Origin of the sequence: Herbaspirillum sp. alder98 (assembly GCF_020179755.1) — a bacterium.
GTDB lineage: Bacteria > Pseudomonadota > Gammaproteobacteria > Burkholderiales > Burkholderiaceae_D > Herbaspirillum.
The window spans coordinates 659,516-680,513 of the sequence record NZ_JAIUCY010000002.1; the positions used below are offsets into that span (position 1 = coordinate 659,516).

Below are 20,998 nucleotides of genomic sequence, written 5' to 3' on the forward strand. Positions count from 1 at the left end.
AAGCACATGACCGATATCGCCAACAAATGGCCCGCCAAGCACCCTGAGCTCCTCCAGCTGTATTCGCTGCCCACGCCCAATGGCGTGAAGGTGTCGATCATGCTGGAAGAAATCGGCCTGCCTTACGAAGCGCACCTGGTCAGCTTCGAGACCAACGACCAGATGTCGCCTGAATTCCTGTCGCTCAACCCGAACAACAAGATCCCCGCCATCGTCGACCCCGACGGCCCTGGCGGCCAGCCGCTGCCGCTGTTCGAGTCCGGCGCGATCCTGCTCTACCTGGCCGAGAAGAGCGGCAAGTTCCTGCCGCAGGACGCCGCTGCCCGCTACCAGGTGATCCAGTGGGTGATGTTCCAGATGGGCGGCGTGGGCCCGATGTTCGGCCAGCTGGGTTTCTTCCACCGCTTCGCCGGCAAGGACTACGAAGACAAGCGTCCACGCGACCGTTACGTCAACGAATCCAAGCGCCTGCTGGGGGTGATCGACAAGCAACTGTCGCAGCACCAGTGGCTGGCCGGCGACGAATACAGCATCGCCGACATCGCCACCTTCCCGTGGATCCGTAACCTGGTCGGCTTTTACGAAGCCGGCGACCTGGTCGGCTTCAAGGACTTCCCCCATGTCGCCCGTGCGCTGGAGGCCTTCGTGGCCCGCCCGGCGGTGGCGCGTGGCCTGAATATTCCGGCCCGGGGCTGATGTCGGTGTCGGCCCGTTTTCCTGTCGTCCCGGCGCCGGCCGGGAGCCAGCGTCTTCGTTCCGCTGCCGCAAGAACATTCACCCACATCATGCTGGGGGCGGCGCTGCTGAGCGGCATGGCATCGGCGCCCGCCGCCGACCTGTCGCTCAAGACCATGCGCGTGGGCCCGTTGTCGCGCGCCTACTTCTCCGAGCGGGCCGGCCACGCCGTGCCGCTGCCGCTGATCATCGCGCTGCATGGCGGCGGCTCCAACGGTTCGATGCTGGCGCGCTCCACCGGCCTGGCCGAGATCGGCGAAGCTGCCGGCTACATGGTGGTATTTCCCAACGGCACCGGCCCGGCCATCGATGCGCGCACCTGGAATTCGGGCGGTTGCTGCGGTTATGCCCAGTTGCACAAGGTGGACGACGTGGCCTTCATCCGGGCGCTGATCGACAAGCTGGTGGCCGATGGCCAGGTCGACCGCTCGCGGGTGTTCGTGGCCGGCCTGTCCAATGGCGGCATGATGGCTTACCGGTTGGCGGCCGAAGCACCCGAGTTGTTCAAGGCGGTGGCGGTGGTCAGCGCGGTGCTCGATACGGCGCCGGAATCGATCGTCAAGGGCATGCCGGTGATCCATATCCACGGCAGCGAAGACCCGTTCATTCCCTTCCTGGGCGGGGTCGGCCCGCGCGAAGCAACGCAGACGCCGCGCCTGTCGGTAGCGCGTACCGTCGAGGCCTGGGTCAAGGCCAATGGCGCCGACCCACGGCCCGAGCTGAGCGAGATTGCCGACAACGTGGGCGATGGCACCTCGGTACGGCAGTACACCTATCACAGCAAGACCGACCCGCAGTCAGTGGTGCTGGTCGAGATCAAGGGCGGCGGCCATAACTGGCCGGGCACCACGACGCCGATGGTCAACGCCGGACGCGCCTCGCGCAACCTGAACGCTTCGCGCACCATCGTCGAGTTCTTCGATGCCCACGGCGGTGCGGCTCCGGCCGCATCGGCCGCCGCTGAGGGCGATACCAGCGGCCTGCCGCCGGGCGCCACGCCACTCCCCAGCAATCCGCCGCCGGCCCAGCCTGGCGCGCTCCCTGCCCCCCGTTGAATCCATCGCCATGACAATGAAAAGACTCATCACCAGCATCCTGATCGCGGTCGTGTTGTACTTCCTGCTGCCCTTCATCACCAAGTTCATTCCGCAATACCGGCTGGCCGTGTATTGCATCACTGCGGGCATCGTGTCGTTTGCCATCTCGGCACTGATGGAAAAGGTCTAAAAGGTCTGATCCTCGCCGACGTAAAAACGGCCGCCAGCGCGTTGCGTTGGCGGCCGTTTTTCATCTGCCCGCGATCAGCGGCAGTCGCCACGGCGTTCGTGGCCTGGCGGGCAATGGCGCGGACCATGTCCGCGGCCCCGATCACGCCCATGCTCGCGGCCGTGGTCACGATGACGCGCCTGTGGCGGCGGGCCGCCGCGCCAGCCGCCGCGATCCAGCTGCCAGCCCTGCGGGCCTTCACGCCACTGTGGACGCGCATAGGCGTAGCCGGGACGTTCGCGCACCCAGCGCCCGCCGCGCCAGGCATGCGCATGACCGTTCCAGTCCCAGTAACCCGGGACCCAGACGTAACCGTGGCGCGGTGGCGGCCGGCGCTCGGCACGCGGTGGCGGCGGCGGCGAGCCGATATTGATATTGACCGAAACCTGCGCCTGGGCGACAGGAGCGAACGCTGCAGCGGACGCTGACAGCAACAGGGCGAGTATTATTTTTTTCATGACGATGGAAATACGTGAAGAACGAGGGACGGCCGTCAGACGGTGGATGCGGCAATGCAGTTCCCGCAGACCCTGCATTGCCGCGTGACAATAACACCGTTCGCCCCTCTCTGCAGCGCCCCCTCCCGCCGCCTCCCTCGCCCGGCTCATTCGTACTTGCGCGCATCCTCGATCACCCGACCGTCATTGGGCAAGCCACCCGGCGCCACCAGCAGCACCTCGCCGCGCAACTTGGTGACCTCGCGCAGCGTGGCGGCCAATGCGCTCACGTCAAAACCCGGATTGGCGGCATCACCGACCTCGCAATGCAACGTCATGACGTCATTGGCCATCTCGCCGCTGACCACCAGCCGCGCGCGAAGCACCTCGCCGTGCCGGCGCAGCACCTCGGCCACCTGCGCCGGATGCACGAACATGCCGCGCACCTTGGTGGTCTGGTCGGCGCGTCCCATCCACCCCTTGATGCGGGTATTGGTGCGCCCGCATGGCGAGCGGCCTTCGATGATCGCCGACAGGTCACCGGTGCCGAAGCGCAGCAGCGGATAGTCGTGATTGAAGGAGGTCACCACCACCTCGCCGACCTCGCCCGCCGGCACCGGGTCGCCGGTGCCGGGTCGTACGATTTCAAGGATCAATTCTTCATCCAGCAGCATGCCCGGATTGACCACCCCATCGGTGGCGGTTTCATAGGCGATGTTGCCGATATCGGCCGAGGCATACAGCTGCAGCACCAGCGGTACGCCGTGGGCGTGAAACCAGCTGCGCAGGGATGGCGGCAGTGCCTCGGCGCTCAGCAAGGCGCGACGCACGCTGGAGATATCGGCGCCCATTTCGAGCGCCTTCTCGATGATGATGCGCAGGAACGATGGCGTGCCCACGTAGGCATCGGGACGCAGCGCCGTCATCGCGTGGACCTGCAATTCGGTCTGGCCGATGCCGGCCGGGATCACCGCGCATCCCAGTCGGGCGGCAGCGCCTTCGACCATGAAAGCGGCCGGCGTGAAATGATAGGCGAAGCAGTTCTGCACGATATGCCCGGGGCGCAGGCCCAGCGCATGCATCGGACTGGAAAAACGCCACCAGTCGGCGCTGTGCCCTTCCGGATCGTAGATCGGCCCGGGCGAGACGAACAGGCGCCGCAGTTGCCGGGTCGGCGTGGTGTTGAGCCCGCCGAAGGGCGACTCGAGACTCTGCAACTCCTTGAGGTCGGACTTGCGCGTCACCGGCAGGTGCGCCAGGTCATCGCGCGAGCGCACCGCTGCCGCATCGACGCCTTGCAGGATGCGGGCCCAGCCGGGCGCGCCCTGCGCCCGCCGCAGCAGCTCCGGCAGGCGCTGCATCAGTTGCTGCTCGCGCTGTTGCGGGTCGCGGGTCTCGAGCGCGTCCAGGCTCTGTTGGATATCAGGCATGGCGGCTCCCGTTCAGGCCAGCCAGCGCTTGCGGCGGCGATAAAACTTCATGTCGCGAAAATTGCGACGCCCGGCCCCCGACACCCCCAGGTAAAACTCCTTGACGTCTTCATTGGCCGCCAGCGTGGCCGCCTCGCCCTCCATCACCACCCGGCCATTCTCGAGGATGTAGCCGAAATCGGCATGCCGCAACGCCACCATGGTGTTCTGCTCGGCCAGCAGGAACGACACCTTTTCGCGCGCGTTGAGGTCCTTGACGATGGCGAAAATCTCTTCGACGATCTGCGGCGCCAGCCCCATCGAGGGTTCGTCCAGCAGGATCATCGAGGGCTTGGCCATCATGGCGCGGCCGATCGCGGTCATCTGCTGCTCGCCGCCCGAGGTATAGCCCGATTGCGACTTGCGCCGCACCTTCAGGCGCGGAAAGTAATCGTAGATCTTTTCCAGTTCCTGGCGCGTCTCGCCCGCGCTGATGCCGCGCGTATAGGCCCCGGTCAGCAGGTTCTCTTCGACCGTGAGGTGGCCGAAGCAGTGCCGCCCTTCCATCACCTGGATCACCCCGCGCCGCACCAGGTCGTTGGGCGTCAGGCTGTCGACCCGCTCGCCGCGATAGGCGATCGAGCCCTTGGTGACGTCGCCGCGCTCGGCCCGCAGCAGGTTGGAGATGGCCTTCAGCGTGGTGCTCTTGCCGGCACCGTTGGCCCCCAGGAGGGCCACGATGCTGCCCTCGGGCACCTCCAGCGAGACCCCTTTCAGGACCAGGATCACGTGGTCGTAGATAACTTCGATATTGTTGATCGACAGTGCATGGCTCATGTCGGGCATACCTTCAAAAAAGCGCCGGCGGCGGTTGGGAGACGTGCAATACCGCCGGCGCAAAGCGCCTACTTCATGCAGGCAGGAGTAATGCCTTTTTCCTTCGCATAGCGCGCCGCCGAGGCCTTGAACAGCGGGTGGATCAGGTTCTTGTTACCCTCGATCCAGTCCGACACCAGCACCCACTTGGCGCCATCCCATTGCTGGATCTTGACCTTGCCCGAGCCCTCGTGGTTGTCGCACGAGGTCTTGATCTCGGGCAGCAGGCCGGACGCGCCCAGTTGCTTCAGGCGGGCGTCGGTGATGTTGAGGTTTTCCAGGCCCCAGCGCACCTGCTCGCCGCTCATCACCTTTCCCTTGCCGAACTTGTCCTGGGCCGTGCGCACCGCTTCGACGGTGGCGATGGCCGCCGAGACGCCACGGTTGTAGAGAATCGAACCGAGCTTGTTCTTGTCCTGCATGTTGCCGCGCCCGGCGCCGTAGACCACCTTCTCGATGTCGGCAATCACCGGCACGTCGCGACCGGCCACGTTCCAGGTGGCCGACAGGTAGCCCTTGGCAGCGTCGCCGGCAGGCACCGTGTCTTCTTCCGAACCGGCCCACCAGGAACCGATGATCTTGTCGCGCGCGAAGCCCACCTTCTGCGCCGCCTTCAGCGCGGTCTGGTTCATCACGCCCCAGCCCCAGAAGATCACGTAGTCGGGATTTTCCTGGCGAATGCGCAGCCATTGCGCGCCCTGCTCGTTGCCGGGGTGCGCCACCGGAATCTCGACCAGCTTGAACTTGCCGATGCTCGATTCGGCCTGCAAGGCCACGATCGGCTCCTTGCCGTAGGCCGAGTCGTGATACAGGAACACGATCTTCTTGCCCGCCAGCGAACCGTTGTTCTTGCCGGCCAGGTACTTGACGATGGCCGAGACCTGCATCTGATAGGTCGTCACCAGCGGGAAGGCATAGGGAAACACCGAGCCGTCCACCGCGTCGGTGCGACCGTAGCCGATCATCAGCAGCGGCACCTTGTCCTCGGCGGTCTTGTCGATCAGCGCATAGGAGATGCCGGTGGCCATCGGGTTGATGGCCGTGCCGCGGGTCACGGGGTTCTTGTTCTTCATGCGCTCGTAGCATTCGACGCCCTTGGCGTTGTTGTACTCGGTCTCGCATTCTTCCCAGGACAGCTTGACGCCACCCACGCCGTTGTCCTTGAGGTTGATGTAGTTCAGGTAGTCGACGTAGCCGCCGTAGTAGGACTGGCCATTGGTGCCATAGGGGCCGACCCGGTAACTGGGAATGGCGATGAACTGCTCGTTGCTTTGCGCCGCCGCCGGCGGCACTGCCGATAGCAGGCTGGCGGCAGCGGCGGCTGCCAGCATCAGGTGTTTCATGCGCTTCATGGTCTCGTCTCCTTGGTATTGTCGTTGCCGACTTATGGTGTGCCGGGAACCCCGGCGGTACGACCGCTGCTGACTCAATGCGGGAAGGGCCACAACCTCAGTTTTTCCTTGGCGATCTGCCACAGCCGCGCCAGCCCGTGCGGCTCGACCACCAGGAAGAAGATGATCAGCGCGCCAAACACCATCATCTGGATGTGCGAGACGGTGGCATTGGTGAATGGCAGGTGCAGCAAGGCGGCCAGCGGCGGCAGCAGGTTGTCGAGCAGGATCGGCAGCAGCAGGATGAAGGCCGAACCCAGGAAAGAGCCGAGGATGCTGCCGACGCCGCCGATGATGATCATGAACAGGATGCGAAACGACAGGTCCAGCGAGAAGCCGTCCGGCTCCACCGAGCCCAGGTAGCAGAAGGCATACAGCGCGCCGGCCACGCCACAGAAGAACGAGCTGACCGCGAACGCGGTGAGCTTGGTGCGCATCAGCGGAATGCCAATCACCTCGGCGGCCACGTCCATGTCGCGCACCGCCATCCAGGCGCGTCCAGTGCTGGAGCGCACCAGGTTCTTGGCCAGCAGCGCCATGACGCAGACAATCGCCAGCACGAACAGATACTTGCGCACCGGCGTGTTGATGGCCAGCCCGAACAGGTCGAAGCGCGGCACGCTGATCACGCCCGATGAACTCTCGTTGGAAAACCAGCTGAACTTGGTCAGCGCCCACACCACGAAGAATTGCGCCGCCAGCGTGGCGACGGCCAGATAGAAGCCCTTGATGCGCAGCGACGGCAAGCCGAACAGCACCCCCACCGCCGCCGCGCAACCACCGGCCAGCACCAGCGTGAGAACGATGGGAATGCCTTCGACCCGCAACTGGAAGTTATAGGCGGCATAGGCGCCCACCGCCATGAAGGCGGCCGAACCGAGCGATAGCTGGCCGGCGTAGCCGGTGAGGATATTGAGCCCCAGCGCGGCCAGGGCGAACACCAGGAAAGGAATCAGGATGGCCGAGAACCAGTACTCGCTGGCCAGCCACGGCACCGCCAGGAAGGCCACCGCCAGCAACAGCGCAAAACCGATGCGGTCCTGGCGCAGCGGGAATATCTGGCTGTCGGCGATGTAGCTGCTCTTGAATTGCCCTGCTTCACGGTACAGCATGTTGGTCTCCTGAATCTGCCATTGGATACGTCTCCTGCAATGTGCCGATGCCGCTCACACCCGGTCGATATGCCGTTCGCCGAACAACCCTTCGGGCCGCACCAGCAGGAACAGCAACGCAAATACATACGGGAACCATCCCTCGATGCCGCCGAAGTTGCCGCCGAAGGCATCCTGCATCACCGGCGGAATATAGATCTCGGCCAGTTTCTCGGAAGCGCCGATGATCAGCCCGCCCACGATCGCCCCCGGGATCGAGGTGAAACCGCCCAGGATCAACACCGGCAAGGCCTTCAGCGCGGTCATCGTGAGCGCAAACTGGACCCCGTTGCGCGAGCCCCAGAGCAGCCCCGCCACCAGCGCCACGAACCCGGCCACGCCCCACACCACCGCCCAGATATGCTGCAGCGGGATGCCAAGCGACAGCGCCGCCTGATGGTCGTCGGCCACCGCCCGCAAGGCGCGCCCGACCTTGGTCTTCTGGAAGAACAGCGCCAGCACCGCTACCAGCGCCACCACCATGCCGGAGGCAAACAGGTCGAAGCGCGAGATGCCGATGCCGACACTGTCCATCACCGACTGGATCGGTTCGTCGACGATGCCCAGGTCGATCGGCCGCACTTCGCTGCCGAACAGCAGCGGGCCCAGTCCTTCGAGGAAGAAGGTCAAGCCGATGGTGGCCATGAACAAGGTAATGGCAGGCTGGTTGACCAGCTTACGCAGCACGAAGCGTTCGGTGGCCAGGCCGACCAGGATCATCACCACGAAGGCGCCGATGATGGCGGCCCACATCGGCAGGCCCCGGTCCATCAGGCCCACCACCGCCAGCGCGGCGAAATACACCATCGCGCCCTGGGCAAAATTGAAGACGCCGGAAGCCTTGTAGATCAGCACGAAGCCCAGCGCCACCAGCGAATACATCAGGCCCGAGAGCAAGCCGCTGATGGTTACCTCGATAAAGAATTGCATGGCGTCTCCTAGTGCGCGGTGCCGAGATAGGCCCGGATCACGTCCGGGTTGTTCATCACTTCGTCGGGCGTGCCGTCGCCGATCTTCTTGCCGTAGTCCAGCACCACCACGCGGTCGGAGATATCCATCACCACCCCCATGTCATGCTCGATGAGCACGATGGTGGTGCCGAACTGGTCGTTGACGTCGAGGATGAAACGGCACATGTCCTGTTTCTCTTCCACGTTCATGCCCGCCATCGGCTCGTCCAGCAGCAGCATGCCGGGTTCGGCCGCCAGCGCCCGCGCCAGCTCGACGCGCTTTTGCAGGCCGTAGGGCAAGCGCCCCACCGGCGTCTTGCGGATGTGCTGGATTTCGAGAAAGTCGATCACCTCCTCCACATGCCGCCGATGCGCGATCTCTTCAGAGCGGGCCGGCCCCCACCACAATGCATTGGCCAGCAGCCCGCTGCGCATGCGGGTATTGCGCCCGGTCATGATGTTGTCGAGCACCGTCATGCCCTTGAACAGGGCGATGTTCTGGAAGGTGCGCGCGATGCCCTGGCGCGCGATGGCGCTGGGATGCATGCCGCGCCTGGCCTGGCCGCGATAGACGATATTGCCCTTCTGCGGGTGGTAGACGCCATTGATGACGTTGATCATCGAGCTCTTGCCGGCGCCGTTGGGACCGATGATGGCGCGGATCTCGTGCTCGCGGACATCGAACGAGATATCGGTGAGCGCCTTGACGCCGCCGAACGAGAGCGAGATGTTCTGCAGGTCGAGAATGACCTCGCCGATCTGGCGACCATGGGCCGCCGGCGGCGTGGCATGGGTGGCGGCATCGGCGGTGGCGGCAGGCGGCAGCCCGGACGGGGCGATTTCTGCGCTCATGTGTCGTTTCATGGTGATTGGCATCGGTGGCGTCGATGGTGGCTGGCTCGAACCGGGCCCGTGGCCCGGCAACGGATGTGCTGCAACGGCCCGCCTCAGGCGGCCTGCTCCAGCGGCGCGTAGGTCTGTGCTTCGACGATGGCCAGCTCGGCGGCAATCGCGCCCTGCCGACCGTCCTCGAAACGCACCTGGGTCTCGATGTATTGCTTGCTGCGCCCGGCGTAGAGGGCTTCGATCAGCACCGCATACTTCTCGGCGATGAAGCCGCGCCGGACCTTGCGGGTGCGGGTCAGTTCATCGTCATCCGGGTCGAGCTCCTTGTGCAGGATCAGGAAGCGATGCACCTGGGAGGCGGCCAGCAACGGGTCGCGCGCCAGGTCGGCGTTGACCTTCTCGACGCATTCGCGCACCAGCTGGTACACCGCTGCATTGCCGGCCAGGTCGGTGTAGCCGCTGTAAGGCAGGTTGCGGCGCTCGGCCCAGTTGCCCACGGCGTCCATGTCGATGTTGACGAAGGCCATGCATTGCGCGCGCCCGTGGCCGAAGGTGACTGCTTCCTTGATGAAGGGAAAGAACTTCAGCTTGTTCTCGATGTACTTGGGCGCGAACATGCTGCCGCAGGCCATGCGGCCGACATCCTTGGCACGGTCGATGATCTTGAGATGGCCGTCGCTGTCGAAGAAGCCGGCGTCGCCGGTGTGGAAGTAGCCTTCGCTGTCGATGGCCTCGGCGGTGGCCTCCGGGCGCTGGAAGTATTCCTTCATCATGCCGGGGGTGCGCACCAGCACTTCGCCGTTGTCGGCGATGCGCACCTCCACCCCTTTCATGGGCCGTCCCACGGTGTCGAGCCGGACATCGCCCGACGGCTGCATGCACACCGTCACGCAGGTCTCGGTCATGCCGTACAACTGCTTCAGGTTGATGCCCAGCGAACGATAGAAATCGAACAGGTCGGGGCCGATGGCCTCGCCGCCGGTATAGGCCACCCGCAGGCGCGACATGCCCAGCACGTTCTTCAGCGGCCCGTAGACCAGCACATCGCCCAGCGCATAGAGCAGGCGGTCGGACCACGACACGTCGCCGCGCCGGTCCAGGATGCGCATGCCGACCCGGCGTGCCACCCGCATGAAGCCGTGGAACATGCGACGCTTGATCCAGCCCGCATCCTCGATGCGGATCATTACCTGGGTCAGGATGTTTTCGTAGATGCGCGGTGGCGCGAAGTAATAACTGGGGCCGATCTCGCGCAGGTCGCTCATCACCGTATTGGGCGACTCGGGACAGTTCAGGCACAGCCCCGCCACATGCTGCTGGGCAAACGAATAAAGAAAATCGCCGACCCATGCCAGCGGCAGGTAGCACAGGATATCGTCGCGGTCATCGAGCCGGTCGAATTCCACCAGGGTACGTGCGGTGGCGATCATGGCGCGATGGGTGTGGCAGACGCCCTTGGGCTTGCCGGTGGTGCCCGAGGTGTAGAGGATGATGGCGACGTCGTCCGCCTGGACGGCTGCGACCTGGCTCTCGTAGAAGCCCGGGTGCTCGGCGTCGAACGCCTCTCCCAGCGCCTGCACGCGGGCGAACGACAGCAGCTCGGGCTGATGATAGTTGCGCATGCCGCGTTCGTCGTCATAGATGACGTGGGCGATGCGCGGCAGCTCCTGCTTGATCTCGAACACCTTGTCGACCTGTTCCTGGTCTTCGGCCATCACGAAATCGACCTTCGCATCCGCCAGCACATAGGCCATGTCGGCTGCCGGCGCATCCTGGTACAAGGGCACCGGCACGCCGCCCAATGCCTGCGCCGCCGCCATCGCCCAGTACAATCGGGGACAGTTCTCGCCGATGATCGCCAGGCTCATGCCGCGCATGAATCCCAGCGCGGCCAGGCCGCAGGCGAAGGCGCGCACTTCGGCCGCACTCTGCTGCCAGGTCGTGGTTTGCCAGATGCCGAGGTCCTTCTCGCGAAAGGCCGGGCGGTCGCCACGTGTGCGGGCATGGGCTTGCAGCAACTGCGGAAACGTCGCAGCGCCTGTCTCAGGTGTTGTCTCCACCATTTTCCCACCTTGTCTTTGTAGGCATGGAGGGCTCGCCCTTGGTCAGGACGGACCCGGTGTCGGTGCAGTCTGTGCCGGCTTGCTGACACCGGTCTTACGCTGCACTCGGTTTTTGATTGTGTGACGAGTGTAGTTGCAGTGGTTGCCAGGTAGATGTCATTGGGCCGACAATTGTTAAACTTTCGATATTGCGACGCATCATGCAGACCACGATAAAAGACATGTTGTCCAAGAGCCTGTGGGCTCGCGCACTGACGCCGGCACAGTTGGCGCGGGTCGAGGCCGAGGTATCCTCGCGCCATATCGACGCCGGCAGCTATGTGTGCCGCAAGGGCGATCCGGTGACCCACTGGATCGGCGTGCACGAAGGCTTGCTGAAGATGAGCAGCGTCTCGCCCGAAGGCAAGACCGTCTCGTTTGCCGGCATGGCCACCGGCGGCTGGCTGGGGGAAGGATCGCTGCTCAAGGATGAGCCGCGCAAATACGATGTGGTGGCGCTGCGCGACAGCGAATTGATGTACATGCCGAAGGCCACCTATGCCTGGCTGCTCGACACCAGCATCGCCTTCAACCGTTTTCTGGTGACGCAACTCAATGAACGCCTGGCGTTGTTCATCTCGCTGGTGGAATACGATCGCATGCTGGAACCCGATGCCCGGGTCGCACGCTGCCTGGCGGCCTTGTTCAATCCCTATCTCAACCCCGGCATCGGCCTCAACCTGCAGATCTCGCAGGAAGAAGTGGGCAACCTGTCTGGCACGTCTCGCCAGCGCGCCAACCAGGCCTTGCAGGTGCTTGAGAAGGCGGGCCTGCTCAAGGTCGACTATGGCAGCATCACCATCAACGATCTCGACGGCCTGCGCCGCTTTCATGGCCCGACGACGAATAACGGATAAATGGATAAACGGATGAATAAAAAAAGCTGCCAATGGCAGCTTTTTTCATGCAGATGTCAGTAACCCGGCAGGTTCAGGGCTGCACGCCCGGTTGCCCTGCCTTGCCGCCGCGCGCAGGGCGATTGCGGTTGAGCCAGTAGGTGCCGGTGTCCGCCACCGTGTCCATCAATACCTTCGGGTCGGACGACTTGACCACATAACCGTTGGCGCCCAGCGTATAACTCTTGTCGATATCCTGCTGGTCTTCGGAGGAAGAGAACATCACCACCGGGATATGCGATGTCGCCTCGTTGGACTTGATGATCTCCAGGAAATCGTGGCCGCTCATCAGCGGCAGGTTCAAGTCGAGCAGGATCAGGTATGGATGCAGTTCCTTGCGGTGGGCATAGCCCTGCGAAAAAAAGAATTCTTCCGCGCCTTCGGCATCCTCGAACCACTTCATGTTGTCCGCCATCTGGTGGTTGCCCAACGCCCTGCGGGTCATTGCAGCCACAGCGTGATTGTCTTCGACCAGGATGATGTCGTATTGCTCGATATCCATACAAGGATCTCTTTCGTCAGTAAATTCAAGCTGGAACTATTGGTGTTTCGGCCGGGGGCACCGTCTCGTACAGCAGGCTTTTTTCACTTGATCCGGCAGTTGATTTTTTATCTATGCCACACACGTTCCACAACAATGTCTTCCAGCATCGGCGATCTGCTTAAAAGCCAGTGCTGACGCCGATTTCGGCACTGTGAAAGGATTATTGCACAGCCATTTTCAAAAGGAATCAGATTTTTCCTGAACTGCAAAAAAACGCTGATGCAAAAATTCCGTACGGAATTTTTATCACTTATAAGTTATAAAAAAACCAACATTAAACGTAACCGTACCCTTCATGCCCGTGCCGCTCGGCCCGAGCCGACTTATTTGTCGGTGGTGGCGATGCCGGTACGGATGGCGTAGCGCACCAGTCCCGGCACGTCGCGAATATCGAGCCGGTCCATCAACTGGGCGCGGTGGGTCTCGATGGTCTTGGCGCTGACATTGAGCTGGTAGGCGATTTCCTTGGTGTTGTTGCCTTCGGCGATCAACTGCAGGATCTCACGCTGGCGCGGCGTCAGCACTTCGACCGGCGTGCCGTTCTGGGCTACCCGTTTCATGTAGCTGTCGAGGGCATCGCGCGAGATGTGCGAATCGAGATACTGGCGCCCGTGCTTGACCTCGTAGAGCGCCTTTTCGAGTTCGGTCGCCGCCGAGTCCTTGAACAGGTAGCCGTTGGCGCCGGCGTTGAGCGCCTGCATCACATATTCTTCGCTGCCGTACATCGACAGCATCAGAAAGCGCGTGGTGGGATAGTCGGCACGCAGGCGGCGCAAGGCTTCCAGGCCGTTCATGCCCTTCATGGCGATGTCCAGCACCACCATGTCGGGCTTGAGCTGGGCAACCAGCTGGATCGCTTCGGCGCCGTCCGACGCCTCGCCAACCACTTCCACGCCAGGCATGGCGGCCAGCAGGGCCTTGATACCACTGCGCACCAGCGCGTGGTCGTCGGCGAGAATGATGCGCGTGAGCATGTCAGATCCTCCTTACGATTGGGGCGACCGGCAGGTGCATGACGATTTCCGTCCCCTCCCCCGGCGCCGATGAAATGTCCATTGAACCACCGACCAGGATCGCCCGCTCTTCCATGTTGAGCAGGCCGAAGCTGGTCCCCGAGATGGCATTGCTGCGGGCCCGCTCGAGATCGAAGCCGCGACCGTCGTCGCGAATGCTCAGGTACACCAGATCCTGCTTGCGATCGATCTTGACCCAGATGTTCTTGCAATGCGCATGGCGCAGGATGTTGGTGACGGCTTCCTGGACGATGCGAAATCCGGTGTTCTCGATATCGTGATGCAATTCGTCGTCATGACCGGTGCTCTCGAACCAGCCGCTGACGCCGGCCAGCTTCGACTTCTGCTCGACATAGGCCCGCAGCGCTGCGATCAGCCCCAGGTTATCCAGCTGCGGCGGACGCAGGTCGAGCGACAGGCTGCGCACCTGGGCCAGCACCGAGGTCACGATATCGATGCCGTTCTGCAGCGACGGGCCTTCCAGCGAACCGGTCTTCTTGATGGTCTCGAGATTGATCTTGAGCGCGGTCAGCGATTGGCCAACATCATCATGCAAGCCGCGTGCCAAGTGCTGGCGTTCGCGTTCCTGCACCTCGATGACGCGTGAGGACAGCAATTGCTGGCGCTGGATCGCCAGTTCCAGTTCGCGCCGCGACTGTTCGCGCTCGGTGACGTCGATGGCCAGCCCGGCCACCATGTCGCCCTTGCCTTCGCCGTTGATCGGAAACCGCACCACGTCCAGGATGCGGGCGTTGTGGTTGTGATCGAACATGGTCTCCTGCGTATGCAGTTCGCGCTTCTCGAGCAGCACCTTGCGGTCGGCCTCTTCCGAGGCCTGGGCCGCACCGGACGACATCATCTCGAAATCGGTCTGGCCATCCATGGCGCTGGGCGTCATGCCGAAGAACGCCGCCTGCGCCGGATTGACATAGCTGTAGCGCAGTTGCGAGTCCTTGATCCAGGTCGGCATCGGCGCGGCGTTCATGAAGGCGTTGAAGCGCGCCTGCATTTCGCGCAGGGCCTGGGCGCTGGCGCGCTGCTTGCGCCGCGCCTGGGCGTCACGCAGCTCGCGGTCGACCGCATGCGGCAGGCGCGTGATGGCGCTCTTGAGAAAGTAATCCTGGGCGCCGGCCTTCATCACCTCGACCGCGGTCTGCTCGCCGATCACACCCGAGACGATGATGAACGGGGTCTGGTCGTTATCGGTCTTGACGATCTTGAGCGCTTCGACGCCGCTGAAACTGGGCATCGAATAGTCGGAGATGACGATATCCCAGCGGGTGTCGCGCAAGGCCGCCCACAGGTCTTCTTCGTTCTCGACCCGCTGCCAGGTCGGCTCGAAGCCACCGCGTTTGAGCTCGCGCACCATCAACACGGCATCTTCTTCCATGTCTTCGACGAACAGAACGCGTAGCGGAATACTCATGGTCACCGTCTTTCAAGAATGAATGCTGGTCATTGCTCGCCGCCCACCGGCGTGGGGAACAAGCCCTTGCGCGGCAGCGAGAAGTAGAAACTGGCGCCTTCCTTGGGCTTGCCTTCGGCCCAAACCCTACCGGTATGGCGAATCACGATACGCTGCACCAGCGCCAGGCCGATGCCGGTGCCGGCATACTCTTCCTGGCGATGCAGGCGCTGGAAGGTGCCAAAGAGCTTGTGGGCGTAGCGCATGTCGAAACCGACACCGTTGTCGTGCACGCCGTAGATGATTTCCTCGCCTTCGGTGCGCACCGTCACCGTCACCTTCGGCTGCGCGTTCTTGCTGCTGAACTTGACCGCGTTGCTGAGCAGGTTTTCCCACACCTGGGTGATCAGGCCGCGATTGGCGACCACGCCGTCCATGGCGGCGACATCGAATTCGACGTCGGGGTTTTCGCGTTTGAGCCCGGCGATCACCTGGCTGACCGGTTCATCCATCGAGAAGCGTTCGAGGGTCAATTCGCCGGTGGTCGACTTGGCCAGCTTGAGCAGGTCGTTGATCAGCTCGTCCATCTTCTTGACGTTGCGCCGGATCACCTGCAGCTGTTCGCGACCTTTTTCGTCCAGCGCCTCGGCGTAGTCCTCTTCGAGGATCATGGCGTAGCCGGAAATGGCGCGCAACGGGGCGCGCAAGTCATGCGACACCGAATACGAAAAGCTCTCGAGTTCCTTGTTGACGCTGTGCAGGTGCAGCGCCTGGCGCTTGAGATCGGCATTGAGCCCCTGGATCTCTTCCTCGGCGCGCTTGCGCTCGGAAATGTCGTACATCACGGTGCGGCTGACGACACCGCTGCCGTCGCGTGCCGGCGTGGCCGTGGCGTTGATCAGCGCGGTGAAAGTGCTGCCGTCGGCGCGGCGATAGGTCAGGTCGACGCCGTGGATCTCGCGCGTGTTCAAGAACAGTGGCAGCAGCTCGTCCAGGTAGCGCTGCTCGCTGTCCGGCGTCAACAGGTCGGCATGGGTCAGGCGCCCCACCACCTGGTCGCGGGTATAGCCCAGCCATTTCAATTCGGTGTCGTTGATCTTGACGATCTTGCCCGAGCGTTCGTCGATCGAGTGGTAGCCGCAGGGGGCGTTGTTGTACAGGTCTTCGATATCGTCCGAATAGGCCTGCGCCTTCTGCTGCGCCTCGACCCGTCGCCCCACCTCGCGCTTGAGCTTGCGATACACCAGCACCAGGATGAGGATGCTCAGGAGGCTGCCGCACACCACCGCCGCACTGGTAAGGGCGGCGCTGTTGGCGCTCTCTTGCGAGCGGGTTGCCAACAGGGCGTTTTCAGCCCCTTTCATGTGCGCGAAATGGCCCCGAATGGCGTCGCTGAGATCCTTGCCAGCCAGCAGTAGCTCACCCTGTATCGGCTCTGGCTGCACCTCGAGCAGCTTGCGCGCCAGGGTCAGGCGCTGCCGCATCAGGTCTTCGAGCTCTTGCAACTCATCCAACTGGGGGCCGTTGTCGCGCAGCAGCTGGCGCAACTCGTGCATCAGCGAGTTGACCTGCCGCACGCCGGCCTCGAAGTTGCCGCGATATTCGTCGTTGCCCGACAAGGCATAACCGCGCGCGCTACTGACCGTATCGCGGAACGTGGAATGGGCTTCTTCCAGGGTATAGAGGACCGTATGGGTATGCTGGACCCAGATCGCCCGCTCTTCGAATACGCGCATGCTGGTGTACGCAAAAGCGGCCACGCCGATCGACAGCAGCAATGCAACGGAAAAGAATATCCCCGTACTGGCGGTGGTTAATTTGGTTTTATTTATCGGCATCTCTTTCACACTGCAGCAAGGCATTCACGCAACCACAACGTGCACACCGTTTTTTGAGTCTGTAAGCCGCGCCTGTGCAGGCCCGGCATCGCCGCATCCCCATCCCATCAACATCGAGTCACACCTGGTACGTGCAGTCTGGTTACCCTCGCGCCGACATCACTGTCATGCGCTGTTGCACCATGCCATCCGGCCGCTTCCACTACCTTGTTATCGCTGTTCCCGCGCACATCAACGGAACTGTTGCATCGCACACAACCAAGAGCGGCAAACGCGCCACATCGTCTCATATTTTTTATAAGCGATACTGCTCAAACGTCTGCGCTATGCTCGTTTTTATTCGAATTCATTCTATAATAGCTTCAACCTAAACCTGTTACTAGGCGGCACTTCAAACAATGAAAAAAATACACGTTTTCGTGCTCGCCGCTGGTATTGCACTGTCGTCCCAGACCACTTCGTTTGCAGCATCCACTACCGGCAACCTGACGGTCAGCGCAGTCGTCACCGCCCAGTGTGTCATCCAGAGCGCGGCCATTCCCTTCGGCACTTATAGTTCGGGCGCCGTGCAGCAGAACGCCCAGATCGGTGTGAACTGCTCCAACGGCACCAGCTACACCATCAGCCTCGACGCCGGCAGCGGCACCGGTGCTACCACCGCCACCCGCAAGCTGGCCAATACGGCCGGCGGCAGCTCGCTCAATTACGGCCTGTATCAGGATGCCGCCCGCACCAAGACCTGGGGCAACGCCAGCGGCAGCGACACCATCGCCGGCGTCGGATCGGGCACCACCCAGAACATTCCGGTGTACGGTTATATCCCTGGCGGACAGACCTCCACCGCCGGCAGCTACAGCGACGTGGTAGCCATTACGCTGGCCTACTGATCCACTTGATTCATGCAGTATCGAGATGGCGCACCCTTCGGGGTCAGCGCCATTTTTCATGGGCGCAATATTGCCAAAAATCACCTTGCCGCAAAACAATGATTAACTTTTAGTCAAACTTGTGGCTATACTGCAACCAAATGCATTACTTGCTTCGTATTTCGTTTTACTCTAGCAACATAATTAGATAACTAGACCAACGCAAAACTAGAACGGAGTTTTCGCAGTGACGAGAACCTTTTTCCAGCGTCCGGCCTTTATATGGCCTGTCGTTTGCGCTGTGGCCATGGGGGTATGTGCCGCCGCGCAAGCTTCGAATTTCGAGATCTCTCCGGTCGTGCTGGAGTTATCGTCAGCGCGTACTGCCGGCGTCGTGAAGATCGTCAACAACGACAATCACGATGTTTCGCTGCAGTTGCGCGCCTTCGAATGGGGCCAATCCGACAACAAGGACGATCTCAAGCCCACTCAGAACCTGATCATCAGCCCGCCGGTCTTCAACCTGGCGCCCGGTGCTTCGCAGGTGATACGGGTAGTCTCGCGTCAGCCCAGCGCTGAAAACGAAATCGCCTTCCGCTTGCTGATCGATGAAATTCCATCGGCGGCCGAGGGCGCGACCATCAACTTCAAGTTTCGCATCTCGATGCCGGTGTTCATTGCCCCGGTGGCGGCCGCCAAGCTCAAGCTGGACTACGACCTGCATGCCGGCAAGCCCGGCAAGCTGGTGGTGCAGAACAGCGGCAACCGGCGTGGCCGACTGCTGGATGTGGCGGTCACCTTACCCAATGGCAAGAAGATCATCGCCGCAGGCGGCGGCAATCCTTACACGCTGGCGGGGGTGACGCGCCAGTACCTGATCGAATCCGAAACGCCTCTGACCGCCGGTAGCAAGGTCAAGCTGAGCGCCACTGGCGATTCGGGCCCGATCGAAACCGAACTGACCGTGGCGCCTTGAAGCGGGCCTCGCAATGGATATGTCTCATCAGCCTGGCCCTTCTCTGCGCCGCTAGCCGCGCCGCTGAACCGGGCGACGAGATATTGCTGCTGGAGGTCTCGGTCAATGGCCGGCCGACGGACCTGGTCGCGCAATTCACGCGCCGTTCGCAGGTACTCTATGCGACCGCAGCAGAATTGCGCAGCCTGGGGCTGAAGGTGGATGGCGCCGACACCGACCTGGTCCAGGTCGACCGCATTTCGTCGGCGATCGACCTGGATACGGCCAACGCCAAAGTCAACCTGAATGTCTCGGCACGATTCATGAAGACGACCGACATCGAAGCCACCGGCCTGACCAGCAGCAACGTGCCTCTTGCACCCGGGGGGCGCGGGCTGGTGCTCAACTACGACATGCTGGCCAGCAGCAACCAGGGCATGAGCACCCTGGGCGGTCTGTTCGACGCCCGCTGGTTCTCGGGCAGCAGCGTGCTCAGCTCGACCGGGCTGGGTTACGTCGGCAACGGCGGCGGCGTCTCGGCGCGATTGGAGACCACCTATACCTATTCGGACCCGACCAATCTGACCCGCTATCGCGCCGGCGACGTCATCAACGGCAGCCTGGCCTGGAGCCGCTCGGTACGCATGGGCGGTTTCCAGTATTCGTCCGACTTCAACCTGCGCCCTGACCTGGTACGTTTTCCCACCCCATCGCTGGGTGGCGAGACGGTGGTGCCCTCTACCGTGGACCTGTTCGTCAACGGCGTGCGCCAGTTGTCACAGGCGGTTCCACCTGGCCCATTCGAGATCCGACAGACGCCGATCGCCAGCGGCGCCGGCCAGATCGCCGTGGCGGTGACCGATGAACTGGGCCGCCAGACCTTCCGCACGGTCAACTTCTATGCCACCGACCGCATGCTCAAGGATGGCCTGTCGTCGTATTCGATCGAAGGCGGCTGGGTGCGCCGCAACTACGGCCTGCGCAGCAACAGCTATGGCGAATTCGCGATGTCGGGCACGGCCCGTCGCGGCTTCGGCAACTGGCTGACGCTGGAGACCCATGCCGAAGCGATGCGCGGGCTCAAACTGCTTGGCGTGGGCGGCGTCTTCAATCTCGCCAACCGGGCCGTACTGTCGTCGGCCTTGGCGGCCAGCAGTTCCGATACCCGCTCGGGACAACAGGCATCGGTGGCCATCGAGCGCAATGCGGACCCGATCAGCATGTCGCTGACCCGCACCCAGTCGACCAACGGTTACCAGGACATCGGCGCCATCGAGGGCGCCCCGGTGTCGCGCGCATCGACCATTGCCACGCTGGGCCTGAACATGGGTGGACTGGGCTCGCTGTCGATGGCCTACGCCAAGACCAAGAGCCCGCTTCTTTTCACCGATCTCGGCACCGTCGGCCTGGCCAACAGCGAAACCGTGACACTCACCTATTTCAAGTCGGTGGGTAGCGCGTCGAACCTCTACATGACGGCCTTCCGCGATATCCGCAACAGCAGCTACGGCGCCACGGTGGGCGTGATCATTCCGTTTGGCGCGCGGGACGTGGCCGGCGTGAGCCTGGCCAACAACAATGGCCAGCGGGCGCTGGCGGTACAGGCCAGCCGGCCGACGGTATCGATCGGCGACGTAGGCTGGCAGTTGCAATCGAGCGAAGGCACTTATCACCAGCGCCTGGCCCAGGTCGACTACAAGGCGCGCACCGGTCGCTACAGCGGCGCGGTGGCGCAATCGGGCAACACCACCAGTGGCCGGGTAGGCGCACGTGGCGCCTTCACGCTGATGGATGGCGGCGTATTTGCGTCGGACTGGATCGAAGACAGTTTCGCGGTGGTTAACGCCAGCGGCGTCAGGAATGTCGGCATCTATACCGAGAACCGCTATGCCGGCAAGACCGACGACAACGGCCAGTTGCTGCTGACCGACCTGCGCGCCTACGACGTCAACAAGATCTCGGTCGATCTGCTGGACCTGCCGCTGACGCTGCAGCTGGACCAGACCGACCAGTACATCAAGCCGCGCGACCGCTCGGGCGTGACCGTCAACTTCACGGCCAAGCGCGCCTCGGATGTGACCATCACCCTGCTCGATGCCCAGGGCAACTTCCTGCCGCTGGGTTCGCTGGTGAAGGTGCGCGAAACCGGATTGCAGGCGCCGGTGGGCTACGATGGCGTAAGCTATCTGCAGGAACTGGCCCCGGTCAATACGCTCGACGTGCTGCTGCCTTCGGGCGCCCGATGCCAGGCCACACTGACGCCGCCGGACCGGGTAGATACCGGCATGACCAACGAAACGGTGACTTGCCGCTGACCC

The 20,998-nt window shown here is 62.9% G+C and carries 19 protein-coding genes; 7 read left to right on the forward strand and 12 right to left on the reverse strand.

Annotated elements, in window-relative coordinates; genetic code table 11:
• Positions 1–6 precede the first annotated feature (6 nt).
• From LBW87_RS07635 to LBW87_RS07645, 3 genes are read left to right on the forward strand one after another with little or no spacing between them, the layout of a single operon-like run.
• On the forward strand, positions 7–696 hold the full coding sequence (locus LBW87_RS07635; RefSeq protein WP_225200839.1) for a glutathione S-transferase N-terminal domain-containing protein: 690 nt from the start codon (positions 7–9) through the stop codon (positions 694–696).
• Complete coding sequence (locus tag LBW87_RS07640) at positions 696–1,790, forward strand: alpha/beta hydrolase family esterase (protein ID WP_225200840.1); 1,095 nt, start codon at positions 696–698, stop codon at positions 1,788–1,790. Before LBW87_RS07635 ends, LBW87_RS07640 begins: the two co-directional genes overlap by 1 nt.
• Before the next feature lie 16 nt (positions 1,791–1,806).
• On the forward strand, positions 1,807–1,962 hold the full coding sequence (locus LBW87_RS07645; protein WP_225200841.1) for a hypothetical protein: 156 nt from the start codon (positions 1,807–1,809) through the stop codon (positions 1,960–1,962).
• Between the two features lie 74 nt (positions 1,963–2,036).
• Here LBW87_RS07645 and LBW87_RS07650 read toward each other — a convergent pair whose 3' ends face one another.
• From LBW87_RS07650 to LBW87_RS07685, 8 genes are all read right to left on the reverse strand, one after another.
• Complete coding sequence (locus LBW87_RS07650) at positions 2,037–2,459, reverse strand: hypothetical protein (RefSeq protein ID WP_225200842.1); 423 nt, start codon at positions 2,457–2,459, stop codon at positions 2,037–2,039.
• Positions 2,460–2,605: 146 nt separating this feature from the next.
• A complete protein-coding gene (locus LBW87_RS07655) occupies positions 2,606–3,868 on the reverse strand; it encodes a phenylacetate--CoA ligase family protein (protein WP_225200843.1) in 1,263 nt (420 codons plus the stop codon).
• A gap of 12 nt (positions 3,869–3,880) precedes the next feature.
• Complete coding sequence (locus LBW87_RS07660) at positions 3,881–4,684, reverse strand: ABC transporter ATP-binding protein (RefSeq protein ID WP_225200844.1); 804 nt, start codon at positions 4,682–4,684, stop codon at positions 3,881–3,883.
• A 68-nt stretch (positions 4,685–4,752) separates the two neighbouring features.
• The gene (locus LBW87_RS07665) at positions 4,753–6,075 is read right to left on the reverse strand and encodes an ABC transporter substrate-binding protein (RefSeq protein ID WP_225200845.1); all 1,323 of its coding nucleotides are present in this window, start codon (positions 6,073–6,075) and stop codon (positions 4,753–4,755) included.
• A 74-nt stretch (positions 6,076–6,149) separates the two neighbouring features.
• Complete coding sequence (locus tag LBW87_RS07670; RefSeq protein WP_225200846.1) at positions 6,150–7,226, reverse strand: branched-chain amino acid ABC transporter permease; 1,077 nt, start codon at positions 7,224–7,226, stop codon at positions 6,150–6,152.
• A 54-nt stretch (positions 7,227–7,280) separates the two neighbouring features.
• Positions 7,281–8,195 (reverse strand): branched-chain amino acid ABC transporter permease, encoded by a 915-nt coding sequence (locus tag LBW87_RS07675; protein WP_225200847.1) that lies wholly within the window; start codon positions 8,193–8,195, stop codon positions 7,281–7,283.
• A gap of 8 nt (positions 8,196–8,203) precedes the next feature.
• Positions 8,204–9,091, reverse strand: coding sequence for an ABC transporter ATP-binding protein (locus LBW87_RS07680; protein ID WP_225200848.1), 888 nt, complete (start codon positions 9,089–9,091; stop codon positions 8,204–8,206).
• 71 nt (positions 9,092–9,162) lie between these two features.
• Positions 9,163–11,124, reverse strand: a complete 1,962-nt coding sequence (locus LBW87_RS07685) for an AMP-dependent synthetase/ligase (RefSeq protein ID WP_225200849.1) — start codon at positions 11,122–11,124, stop codon at positions 9,163–9,165.
• Between the two features lie 221 nt (positions 11,125–11,345).
• Between LBW87_RS07685 and LBW87_RS07690 the strand changes: the two genes are divergently transcribed.
• Positions 11,346–12,020: a Crp/Fnr family transcriptional regulator gene (locus tag LBW87_RS07690; protein ID WP_225200850.1), complete on the forward strand. Its 675-nt coding sequence runs from the start codon at positions 11,346–11,348 to the stop codon at positions 12,018–12,020.
• Between the two features lie 73 nt (positions 12,021–12,093).
• Here LBW87_RS07690 and LBW87_RS07695 read toward each other — a convergent pair whose 3' ends face one another.
• The 4 genes from LBW87_RS07695 to LBW87_RS07710 all read right to left on the reverse strand — a co-directional run bounded on the left by LBW87_RS07695 (position 12,094) and on the right by LBW87_RS07710 (position 16,859).
• Positions 12,094–12,561, reverse strand: a complete 468-nt coding sequence (locus LBW87_RS07695) for a response regulator (RefSeq protein WP_225200851.1) — start codon at positions 12,559–12,561, stop codon at positions 12,094–12,096.
• Positions 12,562–12,926: 365 nt separating this feature from the next.
• The gene (locus tag LBW87_RS07700) at positions 12,927–13,577 is read right to left on the reverse strand and encodes a response regulator (RefSeq protein WP_008120188.1); all 651 of its coding nucleotides are present in this window, start codon (positions 13,575–13,577) and stop codon (positions 12,927–12,929) included.
• A 1-nt stretch (position 13,578) separates the two neighbouring features.
• Complete coding sequence (locus LBW87_RS07705; protein WP_225200852.1) at positions 13,579–15,042, reverse strand: ATP-binding protein; 1,464 nt, start codon at positions 15,040–15,042, stop codon at positions 13,579–13,581.
• A 29-nt stretch (positions 15,043–15,071) separates the two neighbouring features.
• Positions 15,072–16,859 (reverse strand): sensor histidine kinase, encoded by a 1,788-nt coding sequence (locus tag LBW87_RS07710; RefSeq protein WP_225200853.1) that lies wholly within the window; start codon positions 16,857–16,859, stop codon positions 15,072–15,074.
• Between the two features lie 398 nt (positions 16,860–17,257).
• On the opposite strand from LBW87_RS07710, the gene LBW87_RS07715 reads away from it, so the two are divergent.
• From LBW87_RS07715 to LBW87_RS07725, 3 genes are all read left to right on the forward strand, one after another.
• A complete protein-coding gene (locus LBW87_RS07715) occupies positions 17,258–17,746 on the forward strand; it encodes a spore coat U domain-containing protein (RefSeq protein WP_225200854.1) in 489 nt (162 codons plus the stop codon).
• 286 nt (positions 17,747–18,032) lie between these two features.
• Positions 18,033–18,701 carry a molecular chaperone gene (locus LBW87_RS07720; RefSeq protein WP_225200855.1) on the forward strand — a complete coding sequence of 223 codons (669 nt, stop codon included), beginning with the start codon at positions 18,033–18,035 and terminating at the stop codon, positions 18,699–18,701.
• The gene (locus LBW87_RS07725; RefSeq protein WP_225200856.1) at positions 18,698–20,995 is read left to right on the forward strand and encodes a fimbria/pilus outer membrane usher protein; all 2,298 of its coding nucleotides are present in this window, start codon (positions 18,698–18,700) and stop codon (positions 20,993–20,995) included. Before LBW87_RS07720 ends, LBW87_RS07725 begins: the two co-directional genes overlap by 4 nt.
• The last annotated feature ends 3 nt before the right edge of the window (positions 20,996–20,998 follow it).

Excerpts from the sequence above, each read along its gene's own strand:
- LBW87_RS07635 (WP_225200839.1), top strand. The coding sequence starts at position 7 with ATGACCGATATCGCCAACAAATGGCCCGCCAAGCACCCTGAGCTCCTC.
- LBW87_RS07640 (WP_225200840.1), top strand. The coding sequence starts at position 696 with ATGTCGGTGTCGGCCCGTTTTCCTGTCGTCCCGGCGCCGGCCGGGAGC.
- LBW87_RS07645 (WP_225200841.1), top strand. The coding sequence starts at position 1,807 with ATGAAAAGACTCATCACCAGCATCCTGATCGCGGTCGTGTTGTACTTC.
- LBW87_RS07650 (WP_225200842.1), bottom strand. The coding sequence starts at position 2,459 with ATGAAAAAAATAATACTCGCCCTGTTGCTGTCAGCGTCCGCTGCAGCG.
- LBW87_RS07655 (WP_225200843.1), bottom strand. The coding sequence starts at position 3,868 with ATGCCTGATATCCAACAGAGCCTGGACGCGCTCGAGACCCGCGACCCG.
- LBW87_RS07660 (WP_225200844.1), bottom strand. The coding sequence starts at position 4,684 with ATGAGCCATGCACTGTCGATCAACAATATCGAAGTTATCTACGACCAC.
- LBW87_RS07665 (WP_225200845.1), bottom strand. The coding sequence starts at position 6,075 with ATGAAGCGCATGAAACACCTGATGCTGGCAGCCGCCGCTGCCGCCAGC.
- LBW87_RS07670 (WP_225200846.1), bottom strand. The coding sequence starts at position 7,226 with ATGCTGTACCGTGAAGCAGGGCAATTCAAGAGCAGCTACATCGCCGAC.
- LBW87_RS07675 (WP_225200847.1), bottom strand. The coding sequence starts at position 8,195 with ATGCAATTCTTTATCGAGGTAACCATCAGCGGCTTGCTCTCGGGCCTG.
- LBW87_RS07680 (WP_225200848.1), bottom strand. The coding sequence starts at position 9,091 with ATGCCAATCACCATGAAACGACACATGAGCGCAGAAATCGCCCCGTCC.
- LBW87_RS07685 (WP_225200849.1), bottom strand. The coding sequence starts at position 11,124 with ATGGTGGAGACAACACCTGAGACAGGCGCTGCGACGTTTCCGCAGTTG.
- LBW87_RS07690 (WP_225200850.1), top strand. The coding sequence starts at position 11,346 with ATGTTGTCCAAGAGCCTGTGGGCTCGCGCACTGACGCCGGCACAGTTG.
- LBW87_RS07695 (WP_225200851.1), bottom strand. The coding sequence starts at position 12,561 with ATGGATATCGAGCAATACGACATCATCCTGGTCGAAGACAATCACGCT.
- LBW87_RS07700 (WP_008120188.1), bottom strand. The coding sequence starts at position 13,577 with ATGCTCACGCGCATCATTCTCGCCGACGACCACGCGCTGGTGCGCAGT.
- LBW87_RS07705 (WP_225200852.1), bottom strand. The coding sequence starts at position 15,042 with ATGAGTATTCCGCTACGCGTTCTGTTCGTCGAAGACATGGAAGAAGAT.
- LBW87_RS07710 (WP_225200853.1), bottom strand. The coding sequence starts at position 16,859 with ATGCCGATAAATAAAACCAAATTAACCACCGCCAGTACGGGGATATTC.
- LBW87_RS07715 (WP_225200854.1), top strand. The coding sequence starts at position 17,258 with ATGAAAAAAATACACGTTTTCGTGCTCGCCGCTGGTATTGCACTGTCG.
- LBW87_RS07720 (WP_225200855.1), top strand. The coding sequence starts at position 18,033 with ATGGGGGTATGTGCCGCCGCGCAAGCTTCGAATTTCGAGATCTCTCCG.